General features: G+C 44.8%; 23 protein-coding genes. 7 read left to right on the forward strand and 16 right to left on the reverse strand.

Annotation, left to right across the window (positions count from 1 at the left end; genetic code table 11):
* The first annotated feature begins 5 nt into the window (after positions 1–5).
* The 4 genes from MHI51_RS29365 (at position 6) to MHI51_RS29380 (ending at position 3,563) form a co-directional block, all read left to right on the forward strand.
* Complete coding sequence (locus MHI51_RS29365; RefSeq protein ID WP_076219649.1) at positions 6–1,679, forward strand: GAF domain-containing sensor histidine kinase; 1,674 nt, start codon at positions 6–8, stop codon at positions 1,677–1,679.
* 16 nt (positions 1,680–1,695) lie between these two features.
* A complete protein-coding gene (locus MHI51_RS29370) occupies positions 1,696–2,388 on the forward strand; it encodes a response regulator transcription factor (RefSeq protein ID WP_076219648.1) in 693 nt (230 codons plus the stop codon).
* Positions 2,389–2,541: 153 nt separating this feature from the next.
* Positions 2,542–3,105, forward strand: coding sequence for an NADPH-dependent FMN reductase (locus tag MHI51_RS29375; protein WP_076276267.1), 564 nt, complete (start codon positions 2,542–2,544; stop codon positions 3,103–3,105).
* On the forward strand, positions 3,102–3,563 hold the full coding sequence (locus MHI51_RS29380; protein WP_076276268.1) for a VOC family protein: 462 nt from the start codon (positions 3,102–3,104) through the stop codon (positions 3,561–3,563). Before MHI51_RS29375 ends, MHI51_RS29380 begins: the two co-directional genes overlap by 4 nt.
* A gap of 70 nt (positions 3,564–3,633) precedes the next feature.
* Here the strand turns inward: MHI51_RS29380 and MHI51_RS29385 are convergent, their stop codons facing one another.
* The 3 genes from MHI51_RS29385 to MHI51_RS29395 all read right to left on the reverse strand — a co-directional run bounded on the left by MHI51_RS29385 (position 3,634) and on the right by MHI51_RS29395 (position 4,721).
* A complete protein-coding gene (locus tag MHI51_RS29385) occupies positions 3,634–3,864 on the reverse strand; it encodes a cold-shock protein (RefSeq protein ID WP_036682139.1) in 231 nt (76 codons plus the stop codon).
* Between the two features lie 118 nt (positions 3,865–3,982).
* Positions 3,983–4,183 carry a cold-shock protein gene (locus MHI51_RS29390; RefSeq protein ID WP_019914790.1) on the reverse strand — a complete coding sequence of 67 codons (201 nt, stop codon included), beginning with the start codon at positions 4,181–4,183 and terminating at the stop codon, positions 3,983–3,985.
* Positions 4,184–4,442: 259 nt separating this feature from the next.
* On the reverse strand, positions 4,443–4,721 hold the full coding sequence (locus MHI51_RS29395) for a hypothetical protein (RefSeq protein ID WP_076276269.1): 279 nt from the start codon (positions 4,719–4,721) through the stop codon (positions 4,443–4,445).
* A 238-nt stretch (positions 4,722–4,959) separates the two neighbouring features.
* Between MHI51_RS29395 and gdhA the strand changes: the two genes are divergently transcribed.
* The gene (gene gdhA / locus MHI51_RS29400) at positions 4,960–6,345 is read left to right on the forward strand and encodes an NADP-specific glutamate dehydrogenase (protein WP_036682144.1); all 1,386 of its coding nucleotides are present in this window, start codon (positions 4,960–4,962) and stop codon (positions 6,343–6,345) included.
* Between the two features lie 93 nt (positions 6,346–6,438).
* Here the strand turns inward: gdhA and MHI51_RS29405 are convergent, their stop codons facing one another.
* Positions 6,439–7,152, reverse strand: coding sequence for an HAD family hydrolase (locus tag MHI51_RS29405; protein WP_076219645.1), 714 nt, complete (start codon positions 7,150–7,152; stop codon positions 6,439–6,441).
* Positions 7,153–7,186: 34 nt separating this feature from the next.
* Entirely contained in the window at positions 7,187–9,760 is a 2,574-nt protein-coding gene (locus tag MHI51_RS29410) for a DUF2339 domain-containing protein (protein WP_076276270.1), read from the reverse strand.
* Positions 9,761–9,951: 191 nt separating this feature from the next.
* On the opposite strand from MHI51_RS29410, the gene MHI51_RS29415 reads away from it, so the two are divergent.
* Entirely contained in the window at positions 9,952–10,992 is a 1,041-nt protein-coding gene (locus tag MHI51_RS29415) for a stalk domain-containing protein (protein WP_342410274.1), read from the forward strand.
* A gap of 459 nt (positions 10,993–11,451) precedes the next feature.
* Here MHI51_RS29415 and MHI51_RS29420 read toward each other — a convergent pair whose 3' ends face one another.
* The 8 genes from MHI51_RS29420 to MHI51_RS29455 form a co-directional block, all read right to left on the reverse strand.
* Complete coding sequence (locus MHI51_RS29420; RefSeq protein WP_081386188.1) at positions 11,452–14,169, reverse strand: CHASE3 domain-containing protein; 2,718 nt, start codon at positions 14,167–14,169, stop codon at positions 11,452–11,454.
* A gap of 214 nt (positions 14,170–14,383) precedes the next feature.
* Entirely contained in the window at positions 14,384–15,091 is a 708-nt protein-coding gene (locus MHI51_RS29425; protein ID WP_076218263.1) for a DNA alkylation repair protein, read from the reverse strand.
* A gap of 33 nt (positions 15,092–15,124) precedes the next feature.
* Positions 15,125–16,699: a diguanylate cyclase gene (locus tag MHI51_RS29430; RefSeq protein WP_339245411.1), complete on the reverse strand. Its 1,575-nt coding sequence runs from the start codon at positions 16,697–16,699 to the stop codon at positions 15,125–15,127.
* Between the two features lie 83 nt (positions 16,700–16,782).
* Positions 16,783–17,304, reverse strand: coding sequence for a YcxB family protein (locus MHI51_RS29435; RefSeq protein ID WP_076124082.1), 522 nt, complete (start codon positions 17,302–17,304; stop codon positions 16,783–16,785).
* 130 nt (positions 17,305–17,434) lie between these two features.
* Positions 17,435–17,683 carry a type B 50S ribosomal protein L31 gene (locus MHI51_RS29440; protein ID WP_036682161.1) on the reverse strand — a complete coding sequence of 83 codons (249 nt, stop codon included), beginning with the start codon at positions 17,681–17,683 and terminating at the stop codon, positions 17,435–17,437.
* Positions 17,684–17,906: 223 nt separating this feature from the next.
* The gene (locus MHI51_RS29445; RefSeq protein ID WP_076218249.1) at positions 17,907–18,695 is read right to left on the reverse strand and encodes an SDR family oxidoreductase; all 789 of its coding nucleotides are present in this window, start codon (positions 18,693–18,695) and stop codon (positions 17,907–17,909) included.
* 16 nt (positions 18,696–18,711) lie between these two features.
* Positions 18,712–19,482: a class III extradiol ring-cleavage dioxygenase gene (locus MHI51_RS29450; RefSeq protein ID WP_076218250.1), complete on the reverse strand. Its 771-nt coding sequence runs from the start codon at positions 19,480–19,482 to the stop codon at positions 18,712–18,714.
* Positions 19,479–20,132, reverse strand: coding sequence for an alpha/beta hydrolase (locus tag MHI51_RS29455; protein WP_076218251.1), 654 nt, complete (start codon positions 20,130–20,132; stop codon positions 19,479–19,481). The genes MHI51_RS29450 and MHI51_RS29455 overlap by 4 nt, the downstream gene beginning before the upstream one ends.
* A gap of 144 nt (positions 20,133–20,276) precedes the next feature.
* On the opposite strand from MHI51_RS29455, the gene MHI51_RS29460 reads away from it, so the two are divergent.
* Entirely contained in the window at positions 20,277–20,828 is a 552-nt protein-coding gene (locus tag MHI51_RS29460) for a helix-turn-helix transcriptional regulator (RefSeq protein ID WP_076191653.1), read from the forward strand.
* Positions 20,829–20,834: 6 nt separating this feature from the next.
* Here the strand turns inward: MHI51_RS29460 and MHI51_RS29465 are convergent, their stop codons facing one another.
* The 3 genes from MHI51_RS29465 to MHI51_RS29475 are packed head-to-tail and all read right to left on the reverse strand — an operon-like array spanning position 20,835 to position 25,075.
* Complete coding sequence (locus MHI51_RS29465; protein WP_036682174.1) at positions 20,835–21,686, reverse strand: diguanylate cyclase domain-containing protein; 852 nt, start codon at positions 21,684–21,686, stop codon at positions 20,835–20,837.
* Positions 21,676–23,772: a cellulose biosynthesis cyclic di-GMP-binding regulatory protein BcsB gene (locus tag MHI51_RS29470; RefSeq protein ID WP_076276273.1), complete on the reverse strand. Its 2,097-nt coding sequence runs from the start codon at positions 23,770–23,772 to the stop codon at positions 21,676–21,678. The genes MHI51_RS29465 and MHI51_RS29470 overlap by 11 nt, the downstream gene beginning before the upstream one ends.
* Before the next feature lie 52 nt (positions 23,773–23,824).
* Complete coding sequence (locus tag MHI51_RS29475; RefSeq protein WP_036682179.1) at positions 23,825–25,075, reverse strand: glycosyltransferase; 1,251 nt, start codon at positions 25,073–25,075, stop codon at positions 23,825–23,827.
* Positions 25,076–25,078 lie beyond the last annotated feature (3 nt).

Raw genomic sequence — 25,078 nt, forward strand, 5'->3', positions numbered from 1 at the left:
ACTTCATGCCGGAGGAAACCGGAATCCATGAGTTACTGACGCTCAAAACGATTGCGGAGACTTTAAACAGTTCCAATGAGCTCAGACCCATGCTCGACACAGTCATGGGCAAGCTACTTGAGTTAACCGGAAACACTGCAGGCTGGATCTTCCTGAGCGAAGAATACATGGAATATGAGTGTGCCGCTGATCGAGGCCTGCCACCTGCACTACAGCGCGACAATAAACAACCAATGCAGTGCGGAAGCTGCTGGTGCCTAAGCCGCCTATGGGACGGTCGGCTCGAGCATGCCGTTAACATTCTAAGCTGCAAGCGGCTGAGTAACGCCAGGCAGTATAACTGGGGCGACACGCTGGGCATCACCCACCACGCCACCGTCCCGCTGCATTCAGGTGAGCGTTACTTGGGACTTATGAATGTGGCCGCACCAGGCAAAGCACATTACGCCGACAGCGAGCTGGCTTTGCTGCAATCCGTGGCTTTGCAAATTGGCAGTGCTATAGAACGGATGCAGTTATATAGCACCGAGCAGCGCCGCGCGAATCTGTACGCCAAATTAGGCGAATTCAGCGCAGCTTTAAATCTAACCGCCAACCAATGTATCTCGCCCAGTATTCTGATCGAGAAAAGCGCCGCCCTGATTGGCGACTATTTCGATTGGCCCTTTGCAGCGATTATCGGGCAGCATGAGGGACAATTCGAAGTCCATGCTGCCTATGCGGCTAATATAACGCCGGAAATAGCTCCCTTCGAGCTCTCGGATTCTTTTAAAGTACGTCTAGGAGATATCACAAAAGGACAACGCTTTGCGACATTAACCCCTGATGAAGAGCAGGAAATTACGAAGTCCTGCTGTTCTAAACAACCTGTCGCGGAGCGTGTCGTGATGCTCGCTGTGCCCTTTCGGCAGATTGCCGCACAAGGTGCAGGAATTCTACTGATCACCTCACCCAAAGCACTAGCCTCCGCAACTGCGGATGGAGAGGTGCTTGAGGCTGTCGCTGAGCATATTTCCGCTACATTGGAAAGTGCTCAGCTTGGAGAGAAACGCCGCGAAATTGCGCGTCTTGACGAGCGGAATCGTCTGGCCCGTGACCTGCACGACTCCGTGAACCAGATCCTCTTCTCCCTCTCAATGACCGCCAAAGGCGTGGAAAGTATGCTGAAGCAGGAGCATGTCTCCCATCCTGCTACTGAGGCTGTCCGCGATATTCAAGCTTTATCCCAGTCTGCACTCAAAGAAATGCGTGCATTAATTATGCAGCTTCGGCCTGCCGGACTGGAAGCCGGTTTATTGACTGCGTTGCAGGCTCATGGCCAGCAGCTAGGGCTGCTGATACAGACGCAACGGAGCGGTGTTCACGAACTTCCCCGCAACGTGGAGGAAGGGCTGTGGCGCATTGGCCAAGAAGCACTCAATAATGTACGGAAGCATTCCGGAACCTCTAAAGCGGAGGTATCTCTGCATCTGAATGCAGCCGAGGTGGTACTGAGCGTTGCCGACCAAGGTAAAGGCGGGGCCAAACGGCGTTCTAACACAGACACTAATGAATCTCTTGGTCTGCATATTATGAAGGAAAGAGCAGAAGCTCTCTCCGGTCGTATTCATATCCACAGTGTGGAAAATCAGGGCACAACGGTTGAGGCAACCATACCTCTGCCCATCCAATCTACATGAAGACGGGTGATCATAAATGACGATAAACTTATTATTAGTAGACGACCATGCAATGGTACGCCGTGGGCTGCAAGTATTTCTCTCCACACAACCCGATATCAAGGTGATTGGGGAGGCCTCCAACGGCCGCGAGGCTCTGGAAAGAACAGCTGATTTGAACCCGGATGTCATATTAATGGATTTGCATATGCCCATTATGGACGGCATTGAGACCGCTCAAGCACTGCGGATCTCCCACCCGCAGGTCAAGGTCATTGTATTGACCTCCTTTTCGGATCAGGATCATGTACTCCCGGCTATCCGCGTAGGAATCAAAGGTTATTTGCTTAAAGATATAGAACCAGAAGCGCTGGTAGTTGCGATCCGTAAGGTACATAACGGGCAAGTGGAGCTACATTCCGAGGCTGCCAGCCAACTGATGAATCTAATGGCGATTTCTACACTAGAGCAATTGAAACTTAACACTTCCGATCCGAACGGCCCAAACACAACACCTGCTGCGATCACCGGATTAGAGCTTCTTACCCCACGCGAGCAAGAAGTATTAGACCTGATTGCGCTCGGTATGAGCAACAAAGAGATTGCCAGCAAGCTGGTCATCACCGAAAAAACCGTTAAGACCCATGTCAGCCACGTTCTCGGAAAGCTAAACTTAGCGGATCGGACTCAGGCTGCCATTTTCGCATTGAAAGGCGGCTATAACGCCTAGAATCAAAACTCCTCTACAACTTTAGTCTTAGATGCTCAGCACAATGGCTGAGCGTTTTTATTATGTATGTTCATTCCATGTGCTGATGTTAACAGAGGCCGATTCAACTATCATTGGTTTATAGCAACTGACCTCACATAGGAGTGGATACAGATGAAAGTGATGATCCTGACAGGCAGTAATCGAAAAGAAGCAACCAGCACGAAGCTGGCAGAACATGCCGCCCATTTCATTAGTCAGCAAGGAGAAAAGGTTACCGTGTTTGATCTCTACAAACGCCCACTTCCCTTTTATTCACCAGACGAGGTTTACACAGAGCATGAACATTTAAACGAGCTTAAACAAGAGATGTTAGCAGCGGATGCAGTAATCTTGGTTACTCCGGAATATCACGGCTCGGTAAGTGGCGTATTAAAAAATGCGATTGATCATCTAGGCCAGGCGCATTTCAACGGTAAAGTTGTGTTATCCGCCAGTTCAGCCGGGGGAGCGGTAGGGATAAGCTCATTACTTCAATTGCAAGCCATCGTACGCAACCTGCATGGCATCAATACACCAGACTGGATCTCCATCGGTGGACTGCAACGCAAGCGTTTCGAGGTCGGGTACGACGGATACGAGGGCGGGCGAGAAATCGAAGATCGCATCCACCTAGTATTAGAAGCATTCCTGAACTTAGCCCGCAAAATCGGCAGACCGGCAGGTGCTATCCAATGATCAAAGGACTATATGAAGCACATTTACCAGTAAGCAATCTTGAAGTATCCATCGAATTTTATGAAAAATTAGGTCTGAAAATGGCTTGGCGGGATGAAGAAACTGTATTCTTCTGGATCGAGGAAGGTCGAAGCTGGATTGGTCTTTGGGAAGGCCAGGAGGTCCAAACCCCATACCATCCGTCCTTGCGGCATATTGCCTTCCGTGTCACTTACGAGGATTTGAAGCAATCACTGCAATGGCTGGAATCGATTGGTGTAGAGGCTGTTCCGTTCCGCAACCGGACTTCTGTTGAGCCTTTTATCCGGGCTTATCAAGGAAATGCTTCTGTCTACTTCAACGACCCTGACGGCAACAGCTTGGAATTTATGTGCCACGTAGAGGTTCCTGAACATCTGAAGCATATTTCAGAGAACATAACCTTAACGGAATGGGAGAAATTACTGCACAGTAAATAAAATACTCAAACAAAAAAAACAGCTGCTCCCGTCCAAGGGTCCAGCTGTTTGAGTATATTAGCTTCTTCGATTACTTAATCGAAATGCCCTTCTTCATGGCCTTCATGTCTGCATTCGTATTCACAAGCGTTGGCAGTATCTTCATACTTCTAGTCATGGGAGAGTTGCATTGCCAGCAGGTAGGTACATATTGAAAGGCGAAATTATCGCGCATCCAACCTGTGCAACCTTCCTTGGTACAGGACCAAATAGCTGTGTCTTCTTGCGGAAGTTCCTCCAGTGCTTTTTTACGAAAATACATAAGTACCCCTCCTTGGATCGAATCGAGACGATATCGCTACCCTATTAGGGGCAGATTCATACTATGAAAATAAAAAAAGCTGCCCTCAACTTGTGTTAAGGGCAGCCTGATTTTTAAACTACAGTTTTACAACGTTTTCGGCTTGTGGTCCACGAGCGCCTTGAGTTACGTTGAACTCAACGCGTTGGCCTTCGTCCAAAGATTTAAATCCGTCGCCTGTGATTGCGGAGAAGTGTACGAATACGTCGCTTCCACCTTCAACCTCGATAAAACCGAATCCTTTGTCTGCGTTAAACCATTTCACTGTACCTGTTTGCATGATATTACCTCCAATATTTTATTTAACACATGTCCTTTTATTCCTACGTAGTGTACGAACAAATAAAAATTCACACATTGGAAAAGGACTCATACGCACAAATGATAACCTTTTACAATATGTGAATTAAGGGTTAAATTTATGATTGATTTCATTGTACCACACTAAATCACTAAAAGCAATGCGTATGCCTATTTAATTTTCACTCCGGCTCTTATTGCCTATAAACAGCAGCAGCCGAGCCGGACGAACACCCATGTTAGTCGATATAACCTGCCAATCCTTTATCCATCAAGTAATCCATTTCTGCATCAAGAATGGTCTCTACTGTGATTTCATCCAGCTTCACATCACGTTGGGCAGTGACATAGTCGACCAGATCATCGCTGTCGATGTCTACCTCACCCTTGGCGTTCGCCTTGGCTTTATTGATAAAGGTCTGTTCATGCTTCAATACTAAGCGGATGATTTGCGGCTCCACTTTGGTTTTGGCAGATAATACATTTACTAGCTCCTGCTCATTTACTTTGTCACTCATTTTTTAAATTTCATCTCCTTACAATTATTACACAATCATTGTAGCATATTTCGCGCTTTAACGCGTCATTACGCGAAGTATACCGCGGTTTATTCACACTTTTCTTATCATCCCAGCGTCTATAACGTTCCACTTGAAGTAAGTTATTTAATAAAAACAGTTGTGAGGAACATTGACTTGTGCCAAAATATAAAAAAAGTGTTGGACCAAATGAATACTAGAAAAGGCGGTTGAATTCATGAGCTCTGTATCTACCCAGCAATTAGACACAAACAGCAACAAGGCACATCGTTATATCGAAGACGTATACGCACAGGTTGTTGCGCGTAATCCTTTTGAGCCCGAATTTCATCAGGCCGTAAAGGAAATCCTTGAATCTTTGCTTCCAATCCTCGCTGCTGAACCTAAGTATCAGGAAAATGCCATTCTGGAAAGATTGGTTGAGCCAGAACGTTTGATTATGTTCCGTGTTCCTTGGACAGACGATCAAGGTAAGGTCAGAGTTAACCGTGGATATCGTGTACAGTTCAGCAGTGCAATTGGACCTTACAAAGGTGGACTTCGTTTTCACCCATCCGTTAATGCTAGTATTATCAAATTCCTTGGTTTCGAGCAAATCTTCAAAAATGCTCTTACCGGCCAACACATCGGCGGAGGTAAAGGCGGCTCCGACTTTGATCCTAAAGGTAAATCCGAAGGCGAAATCATGCGTTTTGCACAAAGCTTCATGACTGAATTGCAAAATTACATCGGTCCTGACCAAGACGTTCCTGCAGGAGATATCGGTGTAGGTGGTCGTGAGATCGGCTACATGTACGGACAATACAAGCGGATCCGCGGAGGATATCCGGCTGGCGTATTGACTGGTAAAGGTATTGGTTACGGCGGAAGTCAGGCTCGGACAGAGGCTACTGGTTACGGTACAGTTTATTTCGTAAACGAGATGCTGAAAGCAAAAGGCCTTTCTTTTGAAGGAAGCCGCGTTGTTGTTTCCGGTTCTGGTAACGTAGCGATCTATGCGATCGAAAAAGCTGTACAGCTAGGCGCTAAAGTCGTAGCTTGTAGTGATTCCGCCGGATATATCTATGACGAAAATGGGATTAACCTCGAAACTGTCCGCCGCCTGAAAGAAGTCGAAAGAAAACGGATTAGTGAATATGTGAATGAGCATCCTAACGCTGTGTATACTGAAGATTCCACGCAAATTTGGACCATTCCTTGTGATATCGCCCTTCCGAGTGCTACTCAGAATGAGATTGATGAAGCCATGGCATTGAAACTGATTGAGAATGGTGTAAAAGCAGTAGGCGAAGGTGCCAATATGCCATCCACCCTTGAAGCTATTCATCAGTTCCAACAAGCTGGCGTACTATTCGCACCTGCTAAAGCTGCTAATGCTGGCGGCGTAGCTGTATCTGCGCTTGAAATGGCACAAAACAGCATGCGGTTGTCCTGGAGCTTTGAAGAAGTAGATACGAAGCTGCATGAAATCATGGTTTCCATCTACGAACAATCTGTAAATGCATCCGAGCAATATGGACAGTCCGGCAACCTTGTTGCAGGAGCGAACATCGCTGGATTCAAAAAAGTGGCCGACGCTATGCTGGCTGAAGGTGTAATCTAAATAAATTACCGGCGCTCTAGTCACGAACGCCCGACATACAAAAGTCCCCGTAACCGGTCAGCAAGAATCCGGTTACGGGGACTTTTTGTGTGTCTAAGCGTTCCATCCGGGGATCTTCCGCAAATCCCCGTCCCAAATCGATTGAGTACTCTCCACAGTCGTATCGTGGGGTGAAGAAGCCGTACGAATGTAACAGGAATCTATTCCTATCGTTAGCGCCCCTGCAATATCCGTACGGGGATCATTCCCGATCATGATGGCCGAACGCAAATCCGCTCCATAATGTTCAACTAAATAACGATAAAATAGCGGATCTGGCTTACTCACTCCTGCTTCGGAGGAGATGGCAATACCATCGAATAAAGGAAGAATACCCAGCATCGTTAATTCTGCTTCTATAAAGGTTTTCTGGCCATTGGAGAGCAAAAACACCTTTTTGCCATGTTCTCTTAATGTTTGCAGAATTTCAACCACACCCTCATAAAGTGAGATATGGATCATCGATAATGTCCGCAGCCATCTAACCGTTTCATGTAACCACGCTTGATCCGGTTCCCCACCCAATTGACGGGCCACAGAACAAAACACATCCTCCATTACGAAATCTGGATACTGACAATTCCGTGCGGCTTCGGTGAGCTGTAAATCCCTCTCCCGCAGAAATTGTGCCTGTAGCTCACTTCCTGTTATGGACATCCCCTGATATCCGAAATGGAGCGATAATCGATCCCATACCTCCTGCTTCTCCTCATCTGTCTGAATATCGATTAATGTGCCATACAGGTCGAAAATATAAGTCTCGTACATCCACCGTCTTCCTTCCTATTATTCTCTCTGTGTTTTATCCCTTAGTACCATTGCCATTGTCGGTGGTTGTCTGGCCCTCCTCCATCCGGTTTGACACCTTTTGATAGAGATAGGAGATGCCGAGCAAGCAGATGCCAAAGCTGGCATAGGCTATGATTTTGCTGCCAGTATTCAGCAGACCCAAATCATAGAGCAGCAGCTTGCCCGTGGCCAGCAGCGTTAATCCAAGGCCGAAGCGCCGGATGTACACATACCTTTTGCGGAAGCCATACATGATAAACAGAACGGCTAATAGTAGATAAATGAGACTAAAAATTAACCCTGCATCACTCAATTGCAATTGCACTCCTAGGAAAGCGGTGATAATGCCAAGTAAATAAATCGCCATGAAAACAGGATAGATCTCCATACTCTTAAACTGGCGATTCAGCGCTGCGATCAGCAGATCACGTCCGCTAAACCAAACGAAGATATTAAAGATAATCAGTACGGCCAGTGCGATATAATCAGCTGCTGTATTTTGCGCGAAATTATTTTGCAGACTTGGCAGACCTACTGTAATCACTATACAAATGACGTAGCCAATCCCAAACAGAAGTCTCACAAAATATTTAACAATCGTGTCATACAGGACCTTCACCTTTGGCAGCACGTAAGCCAGAACCAAGGTCCATACAGCGGACAGCAGCAAATAATAGAAGGTTCTATGCGCAAAATCCTCCGGTACAACCAGATGATACAATCTTCCCGATTCATACAAGCCGTAAATCCAGAAATTTAATAATGCCGCATATTTAAACCACAACGCTAAGGTGATTTCATAAGGTTCGCTGCGCTGAAGAGCATCCTTACGGTTATGCTGAACAGCATACAACACCGCGACAATCAGCATGCCTGCTGTGATAAAGACATATTTTAGCGGGAAGTAGACATCTCTAAAATTCGTCCATTGATAGTCTGCAACCCACTGCGTCGGTACATTTAGACAGAAGAATACTACAAGGCAGAGCATCATAATGCCCCAGCCCGCCCTTTCCATCCCCTTAAAGCGGTTCAGATTGCCATACAGCGTAAGAACGACGCCCTCAATCAGCCAACCGATGGACCACCAAGCCGCTCCAAATTGAAATGGAATCATCAATATGCCGAAGGTCAGTGAAGTGGCATAGAACAGCAGCATGCTTTCTTTTTCCTGTGGCATCAGCTTCTCAAGCCCTCGACCCAGACCGAGATACAGCAGGCAGAAAAGCAACGCCAGTGCACCATTGTAATCCTTCAGTCCTGCATCCATAAATAAAATATACAAGGTGAGACAGCTAATAAACGTATTACATCCTAAGAGAGAGAAATCCCACCAGGACAGCTTGGAACGATATTTGAACGGGTACCACAAGGTAATTCCCAGATACATCGCAAAAGTCAAAACAGCATAACACATATTAATTCCGTTGCTATCCGACAAAGCTATTAATATGAGCATGGAGGGTGTATTAAATAAGTAGCTGATATAATTGACAACGTTCCAGCGTTTGCGGAAAGAAATCAATAAGATGAATAAATTCAATAGAAACAAGTAACCCATAGCCACATAAACCGCGTTGCCCGAAAGGCCAAACGCCCCCAGATAAGAGTATAAGGGCAGATATCCTCCGATTAAGCCCAGCGCACAAATACTCCGTGATTCATACCTTAAAGACAGGAGTACCGCAGTTAAAGTAACGAGTACAGACAAGGATAACCCTACATATATACTAATAATATCAAGCAGAAAATAGCTATAAAAAATAGAGCCATACAGCACCGAAATCCCGCCGCCAAGCAGCCCTAAAGCGAAGGTGCCCTTTCCTTTGCGGTATAACCACTCCCCGCCTCCCAGCATCAATAACCCCAGTAGAAAAAAAGCGCTTCCCTTCATATAACCTGTGAACCAGTTGGAATAGGTATACCGGAAGCCTGCCCCCACCGCCAAAATCAACAGCAGAATACCCAGCTTGTTAATCCAGCTTAGTCCAATCTTCATTTCGATCTGATTTTGTTTTCTTCGGCGCTTAAGCACCTCTTCACTGATCTCTTCCGAAGCAAAATCATGTAATCCATTATCCATGCCCGAGTTGAGGCGAAGCTCCGCTTCCCTCAGTCTCTGCCGCTGTGCCAGCACACGCTCATTTAATTCTGCCGCCAACGCCCCGAGTCGACTGGATATCTCTGCTTGTTCCTCACCCAGCTGCCTGGAGGCTGTGTGGTACAGCTGCTGAATATGGCGTTTCGTCTCCACTTCAAAAGCCGTCAGCCGATCCGTATGAGCGTGGCTTCTAGAGGCAAAATAAGTTTGCAGCTTCTGCCTCGACACTTTAAGAATGCCCAGCTTTTCATCTAAAATTTGTTCCGTTAGCGCAACTCTTAGCTCAGTATTCTCTTCTTGAAGCTTACCTACCTGAGTCTTTAGCTCGACCAAAGCGAGCTTATGCTTCTCATATTGCTTCTTCAAGTATTCATTCTCGTTGACCAGATCGTGACTTTCATATTCCGCGATCAGAGCCTCATATTCCTTAATCAGCCCGTCCTGCTGTACCTTCATGAATCTCAGTCGATCTTTGAATGACTCCATAGCGCCTCCTTATGTGAGCGATTGTTAATACTTACATATTACTACATATAGCTGGGGGGTCTTATGCTTTTTTTATATTTGCAGTGAATGAAGATTACAATCGGGATGCAATAAAACTGCAACATTTTGGAGGGGTGTCCCGTCAGAATAATAACAACACTAACAAAAGATTTTAAAAGGAGCTCACAACCATGAACAACATTTTAAAAACAAGTACAGTTCTTTTAACTTTGTCCCTAGCACTTTCTACAGGAGCAGCTTATGCTGCACCCAACACAACTTCTGCTAAAAATGAGGCTACACAAACCTCCGCTAGCGTTAATCAAAAGACGTTTGCGATTGAAATCAACGGATCGACTATTAAAGAAACAGGCTTCCAAAGCACAAGCGGCAAAGAGCCGATGGTGCCACTACGTTCAATTACTGAAGCCCTTGGATTTGAATTAACCTGGAATGCACAGAATAAATCCGTTGAACTTATCAATGGCGCTGTATTCACTACAGTCAAAGCTGGAGAAGACCGTTATAGTATCAACAAAATGAATACAACACTTGGAACTGCACCACAATTGGTTGACTCCACTTTGTATGTCCCAGCTTCCTTTTTAAGCGAAGTAATTCATCAAAACATGACTGTGAAGGGAGATTCCATTGTGATCAACACAAATGCCGCCGAGCAGCACATGACTAAGACTGGTGTGATTACAGCAGTCTATGATGGTGGTAAATACCAATCCGTTCAAATCCAAGGTGTAGGTACGGATGGAATCGTATTAAATGTAGGGGAAGATACGGCTATTGAGATGGCTGACGGCACTAAAATTGCACTCAAAGATCTCCATATCGGGATGACAGTAAAAGCAGAACACTCCATGGTCATGACTATGAGTCTTCCGCCACAAACACCAACTTACAAAATCACCGTTCTGGATAAGCAAAAACAAGATGATCTTCTAGGTACTGCTGGTACTATTGAAGAAGTTCAAAAAGACGATAAGGGAAATATCAGTATCACTGTTAAAGGTAGTGGCCTGAGCGAATTGTCACAAAAAGAAGTAGTACTGCGCATTAGCGAAGACACAGTGCTCATTAACAAAGACGGCGAAGCTGTTAAAAGCAGCGAGCTTGTTAAAGGCACAAAAGTTATCGGATTCTACAGCCCAGTGCTGACCAGAAGCCTGCCACCCATCGGCACAGCTGTCAAAGTTGTAGTAGATTCTGCACAACAATAAGAGAGAGACTGGAATCTTATTAAAAATATTCCAAAGAGACATTAAAACAGCGATCCTTCCGTTATGGGAGGATCGCTGTTTTGCGTTATAGACTATAGGTTGGCTGACTCGCTTCAGCCGATTTGTGAGGTAAACGAAGGCCGGCTGAACGCTTGGTCACACTTTTACTTGCCTTGCTGCAGAGTTTGGGATGATCATAATCGCGAGCCTTACGGACCCAGCTGACGTTATTTGTGAATTTTCTGCCTTCAGAGCAGCGTTTCGGACTCCAGCGCCACTATTCATTAAAAAGAGGGGCATATTCGATGTTTTTTATGCCAATAGCGTCAGTGGGGTCCGTTAGAATTACAAATGTGGTAAAAAGCTGCGTTAACGGTCAGCTGTGTCCGATAGCAGAGCAGATTATAGTTACTTCGTTCGCGCAACTTCACTCGAGTTGTCCGAAGTTGGAGGTCTAGCTCATGAATCGCTAGCCAGTATCAATTGCATCAACGCTAATAAACGCTCCAAGTTAACAGGCTTACTGAGATAATCTGTTGCCCCAGCCTGTAGGATTTTAGCCTTATCTTCCTTCATCGCTTTTGCAGTCAGTGCAATGATGGGAATATCCTTCTTCGCGGGCATTTGTCTGATCCGATTGATTGCCTCATACCCGTTCATCACTGGCATCATAATATCCATAAGAACGATATCTATAGAAGCCGCTTGCTCCAGTTCATACAGGCCGCTCTCTCCGTTAGTAGCTGTAGTTACATGCAGCCCGCGCTTTCTTAAAGTATTTGATAAAGCGAACAAATTCCGTTCATCATCATCCACGATAAGTACATGCTTTTGATTCAGAGAAGTGAAGTCAGTAAGTGTATCCTCAGCCGTTGTAGCGGCAAGTACCACTCCACTCCCGATCTCTTGAATAACAGTCGCTTGATCAGCCACTTCCTCAAGGCTTGGAGCCTCAAGCTGCAAAGGCAAATACACTGTAAAGACACTGCCCACACCCTCTTGGCTCTCCAGCGTAATTCTACCACCAAGTAAGGTTGCCAGCTCTCTGGATATGGATAAACCAAGCCCAGTTCCCCCATATTGACGTTCTGTATTTCCATTCGCCTGTTGAAATGCTTCGAAGATGATGGACTGTTTGTCTTCTGAAATCCCAATTCCAGTATCCTTGATGGCGAAGGCAATAAATACCCCAACACCCAAATCTGCCAAATCCAGCAGCTCGTCCTTAGTTGCTAAACGGATTTCCAGAGTGACTGCACCTTCCGCTGTAAACTTAAACGCATTGGACAGCAGATTTATAATAATTTGCCGCACCCTTTGAGCATCCGAATAAAACAACGGGGGTAAGTCCTCTCCTAGCTGTATGTGCAAAGGAATCTCTTTTTTATGAGCAAGCTGGCTGAAGTTCTGAGTCATCGCCTCCGGAATCTCCGATATATTTATCGCTTCAATTTCAATATTCAGCTTCCCCGCCTCAACCTTGGACAAATCCAGAATGTCATTAATCAACGCCAACAGATCTTGTCCCGAAGAATGAATAGCTTTTGAGAATTCAATATCCTCTTCACTTAAGGCTCCCGACTGGTTCTCCATAAGAAATTCCGAGAGCAGCAAAATGCCGTTAAGCGGAGTTCGCAGTTCATGAGACATATTAGCCAGAAACTCCGACTTATATTGTGAGCTTTGCTGCAATAACTCTGCATATTGACTAAGCTCCGTTCGTGCTTTTTCTGCCTCAACTGACTTTTGTTCTGCAAGCAGATTCTTATCTTCCAGCTTTCTATTCGTTGCATGCAGCGTCTCTGTCTGGATCTGCAGCTCCTCTGACTGAGTTTGTAGTTCTTCCGTATATACTTGAAGCTCTTCGTTAAGACGTTGAGATTGCTCCAGCAGCTGATCGATTCTCATACTGCTAATCGTGCTGTTAATGGCAGAGCCAAACGCATTCGAAATAGATTTCAAGAACCTGATCTGCAGTTCCGTAAGTGGAGCAAAGGAGGCGATTTCCACCACAGCAACTACCTCACCTGAGAAAGAAATTGGCAGCAGCAACAGCGACTTCGGTACAGAGGCGCCTAGCCCGGACTCAATACTGATATAACACTCCGGCAGCTCCTGTACATGCATCAGACGTGCCTCTTTAGCACATTGTCCAACTAGTCCTTCACCGATATAGAAGGTCTGCGAATCCGGGAAATTGCTGTTTCCGGCAAAAGTAGAGACTCTTTTTAAAAAGTCCTGCTCATGTTCTTGTGTCCGCACATATAAGGAACCATATGGGTAATCAATAACTTCTGCTGTTTTGCCAAGAAAAATGTCCCCCAGTTTCGGGATTTGTGTTATACCCTGATACCTAGCCAATAAATCGTTTGCGTTATCTTGAATCCATATCCGCTCTTGTTGCATGTCTATCAGATGATTCGTTGCTATGCTCAGATCTCTAATTTCATCATTTGTGGTAATCTCTATCCTTGTCTTCTTATCCTCGATAGAATCTAAACCCACAATCGTATGGGTAACTTTATGAATCGTACTAACGATGGCGCGTGAATTGATCCATGAGGCAATTATGGAAGTAACTGCTATAAATGCCCAAGCAATATAAAGAAGCTCAAGCAGAAATTTATTCTTGTCTGCTTGTCTAGCTATCAGGCTGTTAGTGTTCTCATTCATCGTCTCGCGGTAAGCGCTGATTTGATTACGAATCCGGTCCATTTGATCTTTGCCATCGTCTGAATTGAAGTATCTTAGGATCTCAGCTTCCTGTCCCTCTTTTTTTAACTGGATCAAATAATCACCAGATTGCTTGATCCACTGTTTAATATCACTTTCGATACCCACAAGTCGCTGAAGCTGAAAGGAATCATTAGCAGTCAGCACGTAAAGCTTATCATAATTAGCTTCCCATTCAGCCTTACCCAAATTGTAGGGCTCCAGATACTTGTTATCGCCAGTGATGACATATCCACGTTGGCCCGTTTCCATATCTAAAACATTCTTTTCGATCAGATTAGCCAAATTAGTAATCTCTCGGTCCTGATGAGAAATAAAGCTGGTCTCCCGCTGCAGCTCATTAATTCTTCCATGCATGACAAAAACAAATCCTAATAGACAGATCACGATTAAAACTGTAATTGACAGTATTTTATACTGCAATGTAAATCGGCGTTTGTTCACAACTAGCCCCCGTCCTGTCTTCTAACTATAAACCCCTTCCTATTCTACATCATTACAAAGGATTACTTGAACTACGGCTTTATTTATTCTTCTATGTAAGTTTTGGCTGTGGCTAATTTAAACAATTTCAGCAGGGTTGAAACACTTGTTTTTCCCGGAATAAAAAAAAACCCACAAGTGCCTTTCACCTTGAAGGGTTACCTAAATATCTAACTTAGCAAATACAAGTTTTCTTCTTCACACCAAGCTTCCCAGCCTGTTCAACCTTAGCAATATAATCAACAGCCATGGGAACTTTACAAGCGGTTTGTCCCATGTTCACCTGGACCTTACCTATACCTGCTGCGATCTTTGCTGTCTCCTCATGCAGTTCTGTGATACTGCTGCCCACCATAATTACGAAAGTATTCATCGTATAACGGACACGATTTCGCTCCTGATGAATAGTAGCACCCACTTGTTGTAACAACTCCCTAATCTCAGCAATGTCCAGCTTATCATCCGGTGTAATTGAAATGTAATTGGCATAAGTGCTCCAGCCGCAAATAGCTATTAGTTCATCTGAGGAACGAATCCACTCTCTCGCAAGTTCCAATCCATATGGACTCTCTGCGGCGAGAGGGGATACTATATATTCCACTACCGCATGCCAGTTGGCCGCCGAAGCCCAGCTTTGAAGCTCTTCCTTCGTCATAGTCTTAGGATTGACCGTTAGCCCAGCCAAATACATTGCATCGTAATTGCCTGTCTGATACAAAGCCCTTGCCAGACTCTGATCTTTTTTCACATCCTTAACCAGCTTCTTCATATCTCCTACCTTTACTCCAAATAAAGGTTCCACAGCGCCATGTCGTAAAAAGGTATGTTTCGTCTGCTCTGTACCCATCTCCTCAAGCTTGCTCATCACTTCATCAACAGTCAGATTCATTAGGACACTCCTTTATCTTCAATGTTCTTATCCCTTTACTGTTTCTCTTATGATCGGTTCACGACCTAACGTAACTCTGTTCTTCCCTGTATTCTTAGAGTGATATAACGCTTCATCCGCTTCCCGATATAAATCTTCGAAAGTCACCTCTCTACGCTCCGTAAAAGAGATTCCGATACTTGCGGTAAGATGAATGCTATCCTGTTCATTCAAGATTATCGTGTAATCACTCATCATTGTACGAAAATCCTCTGCTTCTTTTAAGGCTGCACGTTTATCTTCAGCGAAAAAGCATACAGCAAATTCCTCGCCACCTACTCTTCCAGCAATACCTTTATTCTGGTATACCTGAAGGATTTTATTCGAGAAATCAACTAACGCCTGATCGCCCGCTAAATGACCATAAGTATCATTAATTAATTTAAAATCATCGATGTCAAATAGCAGCAGAGCCAACCCTAATCCATCCGGGATCGTTTGAATCTGGACCCTTTGCATGAAATGCCTGCGATTATAAAGCCCTGTCAGATCGTCAACCGTTGCCTGATAGACCAGTTCACGCTCATATCGCTTTTTCTCACTATGATCACTAAACACAATAAGCATACCCTTATTCTCTGTTGCCGCATGTTCCGTAGCAATTAAAGAAACCCCATAACAGAGCTCCCCTGCGCCAGAACAAACTACCTCAAACTGTCCTTCTGTCCTCTGACTGTAATGAGCTGCAATGTCTTTGTGAGATTTCATAAAAAGATCAATGTTTTTTCCCATCCAGTTATCGTTCGCTATTCGGGTAATGTCGTATAAAATAGCAGTCGCCGCATCGTTTATGCCAATGATATTATCATAACGGTCAGTCAGAACTACGCCGTCTTTCATGTGCTCTAGAATTTTGTTTTTGGTTAGAGGGAAGATGGTTAATTTGGAGCTAACAAAAAGTGCGAAATAAGCCGCTATAATCGCAGGCAAATAAGTAAACGCCGTAAAACCTGTAATGGTAATCTTCAAGAGGGGAAGTAAAAAGACGGAAATAACCGGAACCAGCAAACCCGCCAACAGCAGGATATTAGTCCGCAAATAAACTCTCGGGGTATTCAGTAGGGAAACTGCCAGCAAGCAGACCGCATATAGCCCAAAAAGCTGATCATACGCAATAAAAGCCATACTAAGGAGCGTAGGCTTTACAGCAATTCCACTAACACCCGCGACCGTCAGGACGGACACTTCACTGCGCATCAGATGATGATAGCTATCCGTAAAAATAAGAAGTACATCCATAACAATAGGGATAGAGAAGATGGCAAGCTTCACGGGCAGGCGCCCTGTGGAAGGAGATACGTATTCTTTTACCACAGCATAAGTAAAGAGCGCACTAAAAAAAAGCGGAGCCTGCTGCACATTCTTCCACCACAGCTTAGACTGAAAAGAGGGTGACATAATCTCTCCCGCCGTTGCAACAAATATAAGGCTGACTAACAGCATTAAGATCCACAAATAGCGTCTCCCTGCTAACTTACGGTGCCGATAGGAGCTGACGCCCATGTACAGACTTAGAACACTGCCCATTAATAAGTAATACGGATATCCCTGAATCCATGGCATGCCATATTTCTCCTATTTTTCAAGTCGCTCCTATCATTATAGCCTAATCCTTGGTACAAATGAATCAACAATAACAGCACATCTTATGCTTTAAATTTCACCCGATTGGAGAACATATATTTTCTGGCTAAATCCTTAAATGTTATTTTATCTTGTGCCGATTCAAAGAAACGTTTAGGGATAATCAGCGCTCTCTGTGTGGACACAAAAAACACAAACAAGTTCGTAGTTTCACCTATCTTATGTATCTCTTCCCACTTCACTTGCCCAGTGCCCGCTTCGGAAAGATAAGATATGCCTTCATCTGAAATCGTATAATTTTGCGGTTGCTGAATTAGGTTATCTGTTTTGAACGCCTTTTTCGATTTTTTGATCAAGCTTGCCTTGGTCATATACCATAAGACAGCGGCAAGAATTATAGCAGTCACAGCCAGGATTGAGATGCTTTGAGTACTGTAATCCTTAGTAATTAATAACAAAATCATAAAGTAAGCGACTACGCTAAAAGAGTTGAGTATAATCCGGCTATTCAAGCTGAACCATAAGTTAAACTCCTGAACGTCTTCACTCTTTAGGACTGTATCTACTTTTATTACATTTTCCATCACTGATCGCTCCCTCGACGCCATGTATATTTTAAATTCATCTCATTTTAACATGCCTGAACACAAAAAAGGGACATCCCCGAAGCGATTGCTTCTACATGGGTTGTCCCTCTTCAATCCGTAAGGATTCTTATTTCTTTTGTGCAAGACGTTGTTTGAACTTGTCAACACGGCCGCCTTGTTCTGTATCTCTTTGTTTACCAGTGTAAAATGGGTGGGATGCGGAACTTGCGTCCACACGGAGCACTGGGTAAGTGTTGCCGTCTTCCCATTCCATAGTTTCATTGGATGATTTAGTAGATGCACTCAAGAATTTGAAGCCTACGCTTGCATCCAAGAAAATCACTTGGTTGTACTTAGGATGTATGCCTTCTCTCATTCTGATCGTCCTCCTTCTGAATAAATTCGTGGAGCCTTTATGGTAAATTATCCAAATGATCTGTAGGTTTATATATAGAATAACCTAATAAACGTAGGAAAATTCGTAAATCTTACGATTTAGACCACCGCTCCATCATACGCTTATTTAGAGCACAAAGCAACTAATATTCAAATTACTAATTTTTCCATAACCTTTCAAAGCCTACCCATAACGCCGGAGGTTAGAGCGATTTCACCATTCCTCCATCGACTAAAAGAGATTGTCCCGTAACATAAGTATTCGCAAAAGAGCCTAGAAAAACAGCAGCCTTGCCGAATTCTTCGGGCGTGCCCAATCTTCCTAACGGGATTTGCAGCAGCGCTTCCTCTTGAATCTGCTCCATAGGGATCCCCTCTGCTTGTGCACGTTTGCCGTCTAGTTGAAGAATCCGGTCGGTTGCAATACGCCCTGGTGCGATCGTATTAATTAAAATGCGATCCGCAGCCAGCTCAGTAGCCAAGCTCTTGGTCAAGGCATACACGCCAGCGCGAAAAACATTGGAAAGAATTAACCCCTCAATAGGCTGCTTGATAGAAATCGAGCTTATATTAACGATTCGCCCTGCCCCAGAAGAGCGCAGATGCGGCAGTGATTCACGGATCAAACGAATGGTACTCATCAGTGTGAGCTCAAACCCCTGGTTCCAATCCGCGTCAACCATATCAGCGAAACCTCCGCCATGAGGCCCCCCCGCATTGGTCACTACAATATCAAGCCCACCGTTTAGGGCTACAGCCGTTTGAATAGCATGTACGATATCCTCTGGGACAGTCACATCCATCTGAACCATGTTCACCTGCTGTCCTGTGGCTGCCTGAATCTCTTTCTGTGCGTCTACAAGCTGCTCCATACTCCTGCTGGCGATCATTACCTTCGCTCCCTCACGGGCGTACTCCAGCGCAGTTGCGAGTCCTAACCCTTTACTTGCTGCGGCTACAAAAACTGATTTCCCACGAAGTCCCAAGTCCATCATTAATGCCTCCTTCTTAATTAAACTCCCAACAGCTAAGACTTAAATTTCCATACTGATAACTTCGGTGCAGCAGCTTCGCTTCTTTCCCTTTATCGCCAGTTCCCATAGCTATTATCAAGGGGATAAAGTGCTCATTAGTCGGCACTGCATCAACGCCATAAGGAGCAAGCTCCTGATAGTTAAATAGCGACTCTGTATCCCAAGCTTCCAACCTGTGCTGCAGCCAGTCATCGAATGTCTCCGCCCATTTCTCGACGTTCTCCATTCCCCACTTCACGCTACGCAAATTATGGACGGTTCCACCGCTGCCAATAATCATAATATCCTGCTCACGCAGCTCAGATAAAGCCTTACCCATTAAATATTGCTGTTCATTGGACAGCTCTCGATTAACTGACAAAGACACGACAGGAATATCTGCATTCGGATAGATTAATTTAAGAATAGCCCAAGCTCCGTGATCTAGTCCACGCTCTGTATTAAATTTGCTGACAATCCCATTCTTGTGGAACAAAGACATAATTTGCTGTGCAACCTCATTGTCCCCTTTGGCAGGATAAGTCATTCGATACATCTCATCTGGGAAGCCATAGAAATCATAGATGGTGTCGAAAGTCTCCATAACTCCAACCGATTGTGTGTGTTCTTCGAAATGTGCAGAAAATACAACTATCGCTTTCGGTTTGACATTCCTCTCAGCGAGCTCCCCAAGAAATTTCGTATATGCATTGTTATCAAGTACCAGAGAAGGAGCACCATGGGCAATAAAGTAAGAAGGTATCATAGTTTATCACTCCCTAAGTTCTGCCGTAACCAAGCGATCAGGTCCTGCTGATTCTGCGGTAATACACCATGATCCGAAGGATAAGCTTTAAAGGTTAATAATGGGGTTAGACCTTCGAAATAAGCGGCTGTTTCTGTCCCCACTGAAATTGGAAATACAGAATCATATTCACCATGCGAGATGAAGACCGATACCTCCTGCACACTCTTCAGCTCATAATCCGTCTTCACAAACCCCGGAACATAACCGTTCAGCGCTACAATTCCCCGAAGCAAATTCCCCATAGTAAGCGCGAGAGTCATGGACAAAATGGCTCCTTGACTGAAGCCAAGCAGATAACGGTGTTTAGCATCTATAGGGTATTTGTCGGTGGCGTATTCGATAAACTGCTGCAATTGCGATACAGCCTGATCAAACTGCTCGCGGATGGGATGACCTAGACTTTTGAGATCATAATATTGAAATCCTGCCCCTAAAATCATATTTCCCCGAATCCCGATAATAATAAATTCTTCAGACAAGGACTCAACAAGCCCGAACATATTCTTCTCATTGGAACCTTTGCCATGCAAGGTGAAGATAACCGGATAAACCCGATTCTCATCGTAACCGGAAGGTAGACTGACATCATATATATAAGGTGCCTTCATAACTAAACACTCCTTCAAAATATTTGTAATACAAAAATAATATTTGTAAAGATAATATTATAAACCTCTAGCTAGTATGTCAATTAATAATTTGTTAATATAAAAATATATTTGCTATTACTAATATCAAAAGGGGCTTTACTAATGAATATAGGTTCAAACATTCGTACAATCCGTAAAAGAAAACATATTACGATTGCCCAAATCTGTGAAACTACTGGCCTGTCACAAGGTTTTATGAGCCAAGTTGAGACTAATAAGACCTCTCCTTCGATTGCAACCCTTAGCCTGATTGCGGATGCGCTGAACGTTCCGTTGGCTTATTTGCTGTTAAAAAAGGAAGAGCGGATGCAGGTGGTACGCTCCAAGGAGCGGCAAATCACCAGTAGCGGAAGTGATAAACTGCAAGTTGAGCATTTAAGCTCGGCAGGTGGTGTACGAATGGTGCTTGTCCATTTCCCTCCGGGTACTTCTACGGGTGAAACTCCGCAGGCGCACGAAGGCAAAGAGGTCCATTTAGTAATAAAAGGTGAGGTTTATGCGGAGCAAGGTGAAGATTTCGGGATGTTCCAAGCGGGGGATTCCTTTAGCTGGAATGCCTGTGTGCCACATCTGGTCATAAATAAAGGCGATGAGCCGGCAAGCGTGCTCATCGCCATCCATACAGAGGCTGATAGTGAAACCGTTGATTTTTAAGCTGGCCTACACGTCGTACTCCAGCTGTTTTTTGGCCTGAACAATGAAATCCAGCGGATTCTCAATCGTGCCGGCTTGGTATTCGACCGCCCCAATCTTAAGACCCAGGCTGACCTTATATTTTCTGGAGAAATTATTGTCATTCAACTCCTGAAGCTTGAGCTTAATCCGCTCGATCACAATCTTCGCCCCATCGCTGTCCGTGAACAGCAGCAGGCCCCATGTTGCTTCATCCTTATCTAGCAGATAGAGTGCATCATTGGTACGAATACTCGCCTGACTAAGCTGAGACACGTCATAGATAGCTTCTGCCAGCTGATCTTCAGGAATGATCCGTCTGATCTCTTTCCAATACTTCACCTTCACCACTAGCAGGGTGAGCGGAATCTGATAGCGGGTCGAAATGCTTGTAAATAATGTAGCATCCGTCTGAAAAGAAATACTGTTCCGCAAATTTGTGTTTTCATCTACGATAGCCATATTGGCAGTCTTTTTGCGTAGCTGCTCATTCTCCACCTGCAAATCACGGCTGCTTAAAGTGAATACCCATAGAACGACCGTTAATAGCGGAGTCATAATTAACCAGAAATAAGTATTCAGGCTAATCGTTTCCCCCAGCGTTATCGTCTGGTACATCGTGTAGAATCCGTAAGCAAAGATAAACACCAGATTCAAGACCAGCCCCGCAGTGACCGTCGTAAAATACGTAACAATGGCCAGAATAAAAGCCACCGTTAAAATGATAATATTCTGGAGGTAATCATCCGGTGCACCTGCAATAAAGACGATACAGAGGAACGATAACACCAGGAATGATAAGAGAGCGATGTCCGACACTAAGCTGCGATTACGTCTCACGCTTATCACCACGTTTCTTCATGTGTTTGCGAAGCAGTAGGATCAGCGATAGAACTACCAGCGTCAGCACCAGTAAAATCACGATGATAAAACTGAGTACATCCGACCGTTCCATTATTTTCTGGGCCACAGAGTCCTCGGCTGCTCCAGTGATTGTTTTGAAGCGGTGTGCGCTGACATTACCGTCTTTATCAACGATTGCGCCATCGCCAAACACCTTCCATTTATCCCGCTCTGTAGCGAGCAGCTTCGATCCTAAGTAATACTCTTCCGAGCTGACCCCCGTAACCGCGAGCAATGCACGTCCCGCCTCAAATGGCGAATCAATCAGCTGCAGTGTTCCGATTCGTGCGCCGTATTGCTCTTCAATACTCATTTTCTCATTGGAGCGAATTGTGGTTCCATCTCCGTTATATTGAAAATAAAGCTTAGCATTCTGATCACGGATCACCTTATTATTCTTATAAGCACCAATAGCGATGATATTATTATTTTTCAAATGATCGGCGTTGACGGTATCGGTATAGAACTGGATATTCCCTATATTTCCGCTGGCATATTTACCAAGCAGATTAAAGATATTCGATACACTTAAATAGGCGTAATCATCCATTTGTTCGGGCAGTACAACCGCCACATGATTATAGATCCCATCGCGAATGAACGGATATGGATAGTTATTAAATAAGAGATCCGTGCGATCCTTCGTATTCAGCTGCATTACAGAATCTTTACTGATATAAGCCCACGGCATTTGGTCCCGATCGATAATACATCTGGCTCCTTCGATCTCCAAATCAAAAGCCACTGTCACCGAGAAATTTCCGGAGATATTCAAATTCTGAGGCACCGAGAGATTAAGAATATCGCCATTCGCCAGTTCCTTGGTCAGCTTCTTACTGCCAATCGGAGTATTATTGATGCTCACGGTAACCAATGAACGAGTAAAATCCAAATTCTGTGCATAACGGAAATCCAGGCTGATTTTACCGGAATCGGCAATCGAGCGGTTCGCTGGCAATGAAATAAAATACGTCTGCTCCTGATGATGTGCCCCGGTCAGTTTATCACCTGTCTCAGTGAACGTGATGTTAGAGCTAATCGAAAGCGCAGGTGCTGATACTTCTGTAGCATCCGTTACTGTTTTCAGATCACTGGTGATCTGCCCGATCAGCTCTGGATTAGCAATCAAACGACCCGCTTTAATCAGCAAGTTCTCATCCTTCGAGGTTACAACCAAGGTGGGCTGGGTATCCTTATTCACTAGCTGGAGCAGCGCGTGCGTACCCAAATCTTCAGTGGAGCTTAGCTGAGCTTTCAGTTCGCTTGGTACTCTGTCATACATAGCTACCAGTACAACTGCGGCCTTATTCTGCACAGTGTCTGCCCGGTAGGGAAGCAAGGGAATAGTCTCATCATTTAACGTAATCCCCTTAACAAACCCGGAGAGAGCATAAGTGGCTGCTTCCATTTCTGCCGCCGTGCTTTTGTCCGGTACAGTCAGAATACTCTGATTCTTTGTTAAGGTATCTATCCCGGCGAATCGCTCGCTGAAGTCACTGATCCCTCCACTCAAGGGCTTTGCGGTATAAATCACGTTAACACTGGACGTATTGAACAGATGCAGCCAATTATCCGACGTTTCATCGACCGAACAAAAGAGGTCATCTTGACGATCTGTCTTCAAATAGCCCTGAATGCCCAGCGTATTCGTCCCTTTTTTCAGAAACCCCTTGGGCGCCGCAAGGGTCAACAGCTGTTCGCCGTTGTCTTGTAGTGACGGACGAAACGTATAGAACGGGCTGCCGTTTAGCGTTAAGGTAACACTAGAAATCTGCTCTTCGGTAATTTGTGAAATTTGAAAATGCAGTTTGATCTTTACTTGATCCACATTCCAATAATCCAGAACCTCAAAATATTGCTGCTGGGCACTCGAACCAGTTAAGGACGAGTCTGTTCCCGTAAATGAAGTTGTATAAGTGGACTTATGATCCTGCGGCAACGTCTCTGCGGCAGCAGGATGGGTTGGAATTAACAAAAGGGAGAGGCAGGTTAACAGTATAACCAGCTGTTTTTTTATCTTCATGTTCTGTTTCTCCTGTGATTACATTTTTCTCATATGACTTTTTGGTGCCCCGTTAGTAGCGCTCCGTCTTATACCATTTGGCTTCTCTTTTGAAGATGAGGTCTTTCAGATATAGATATAATCCGTTAGCCGCGACAACCATCCACAGCTGGCAATAAGACACATACATCAACATTACAATCCCTAGATTGGACAAGCTCATCTCGCCCTTTTCTGTCGTTAGCGTGATGAAGGTCCCCACAACGAAAAGAATAATAGCGAGCAGCCATAAGAAATTACTAAGACCTGCAATAGTAGTATGCACATAACCCAAAGCATGCAGGATCAGCAGCACATCCGAGGTGATTAACGACAGCAGCAGCAAGAAGTAAATGGATAGAAAATAAAGAATATCGAACCGCACCTTTGCGGCCGATTTATTGAACAGCAGCGGAATATTTTTGACAATGACATAAATATTGCCCTTCGCCCAGCGGGTTCGCTGCTTGAACCAGACCTTCAGGGTCTGTGGTTCCTGCTCCCACGTGACGGATTTCGGCTGGAACTTGATTTGGTAACCCATCATATAAATCCGGAAGCTGATTTCTGTATCCTCGGCTATCGCTTTAACATCCCAACCACCGATGCTTTCCACAATTGACCTGCGCATAATGAAATTGGTTCCCGGAATAGTGCAAAGCTTGAACAGCTTCCAGCGTCCCGCTTGAGCCATCCATTGAAAGGATAAGGTCTCAATATTAATGAACCGGGTCAGTAAACTTGCATCACGATTACGGGTCCGGAACTTCCCAATCACCGCACCGAGGCTGGAATCATGCATGATCTCAGCAACCAGATAACGCAAAGCTGTTTTCTCCGGAGTATTGTCGGCATCATAAATGGCGATTAGCTCCCCTTTACAGCTGGTAAAGCCTATATTCAAGGCATTGGATTTGCCTTTGCCTCCTGTAACTGCATCCGTATTAATGACTACCAGCTGACGCCCCGGATTTCGGGATTGTATGCCCGCAAGCAGCTCGGCACTGTTATCAGAGGAGTTATCATTAATCACAATAATCTCATACCGATCTTGCGGATAATCCAGCGCCAGCAGAGATTCAACCGTCTTACAAATCACTACCCCCTCATTGTGAGCGGGAACCATAATTGAAACAAAAGGATATTCGCCCTCTATCTCTGGTATATCCTCATTTTCGGATTTAATGTAATATAGATAGCCCGCGATAATGAGGGTCACATTCACCAGCAGCAGAGACCAAATACAGATCACCGCAATCACCATCAGCACGTCTGAAATCGTCATAGG

Origin of the sequence: Paenibacillus sp. FSL H8-0260 (assembly GCF_045040625.1) — a bacterium.
GTDB classification, from domain to species: domain Bacteria; phylum Bacillota; class Bacilli; order Paenibacillales; family Paenibacillaceae; genus Paenibacillus_AQ; species Paenibacillus_AQ odorifer.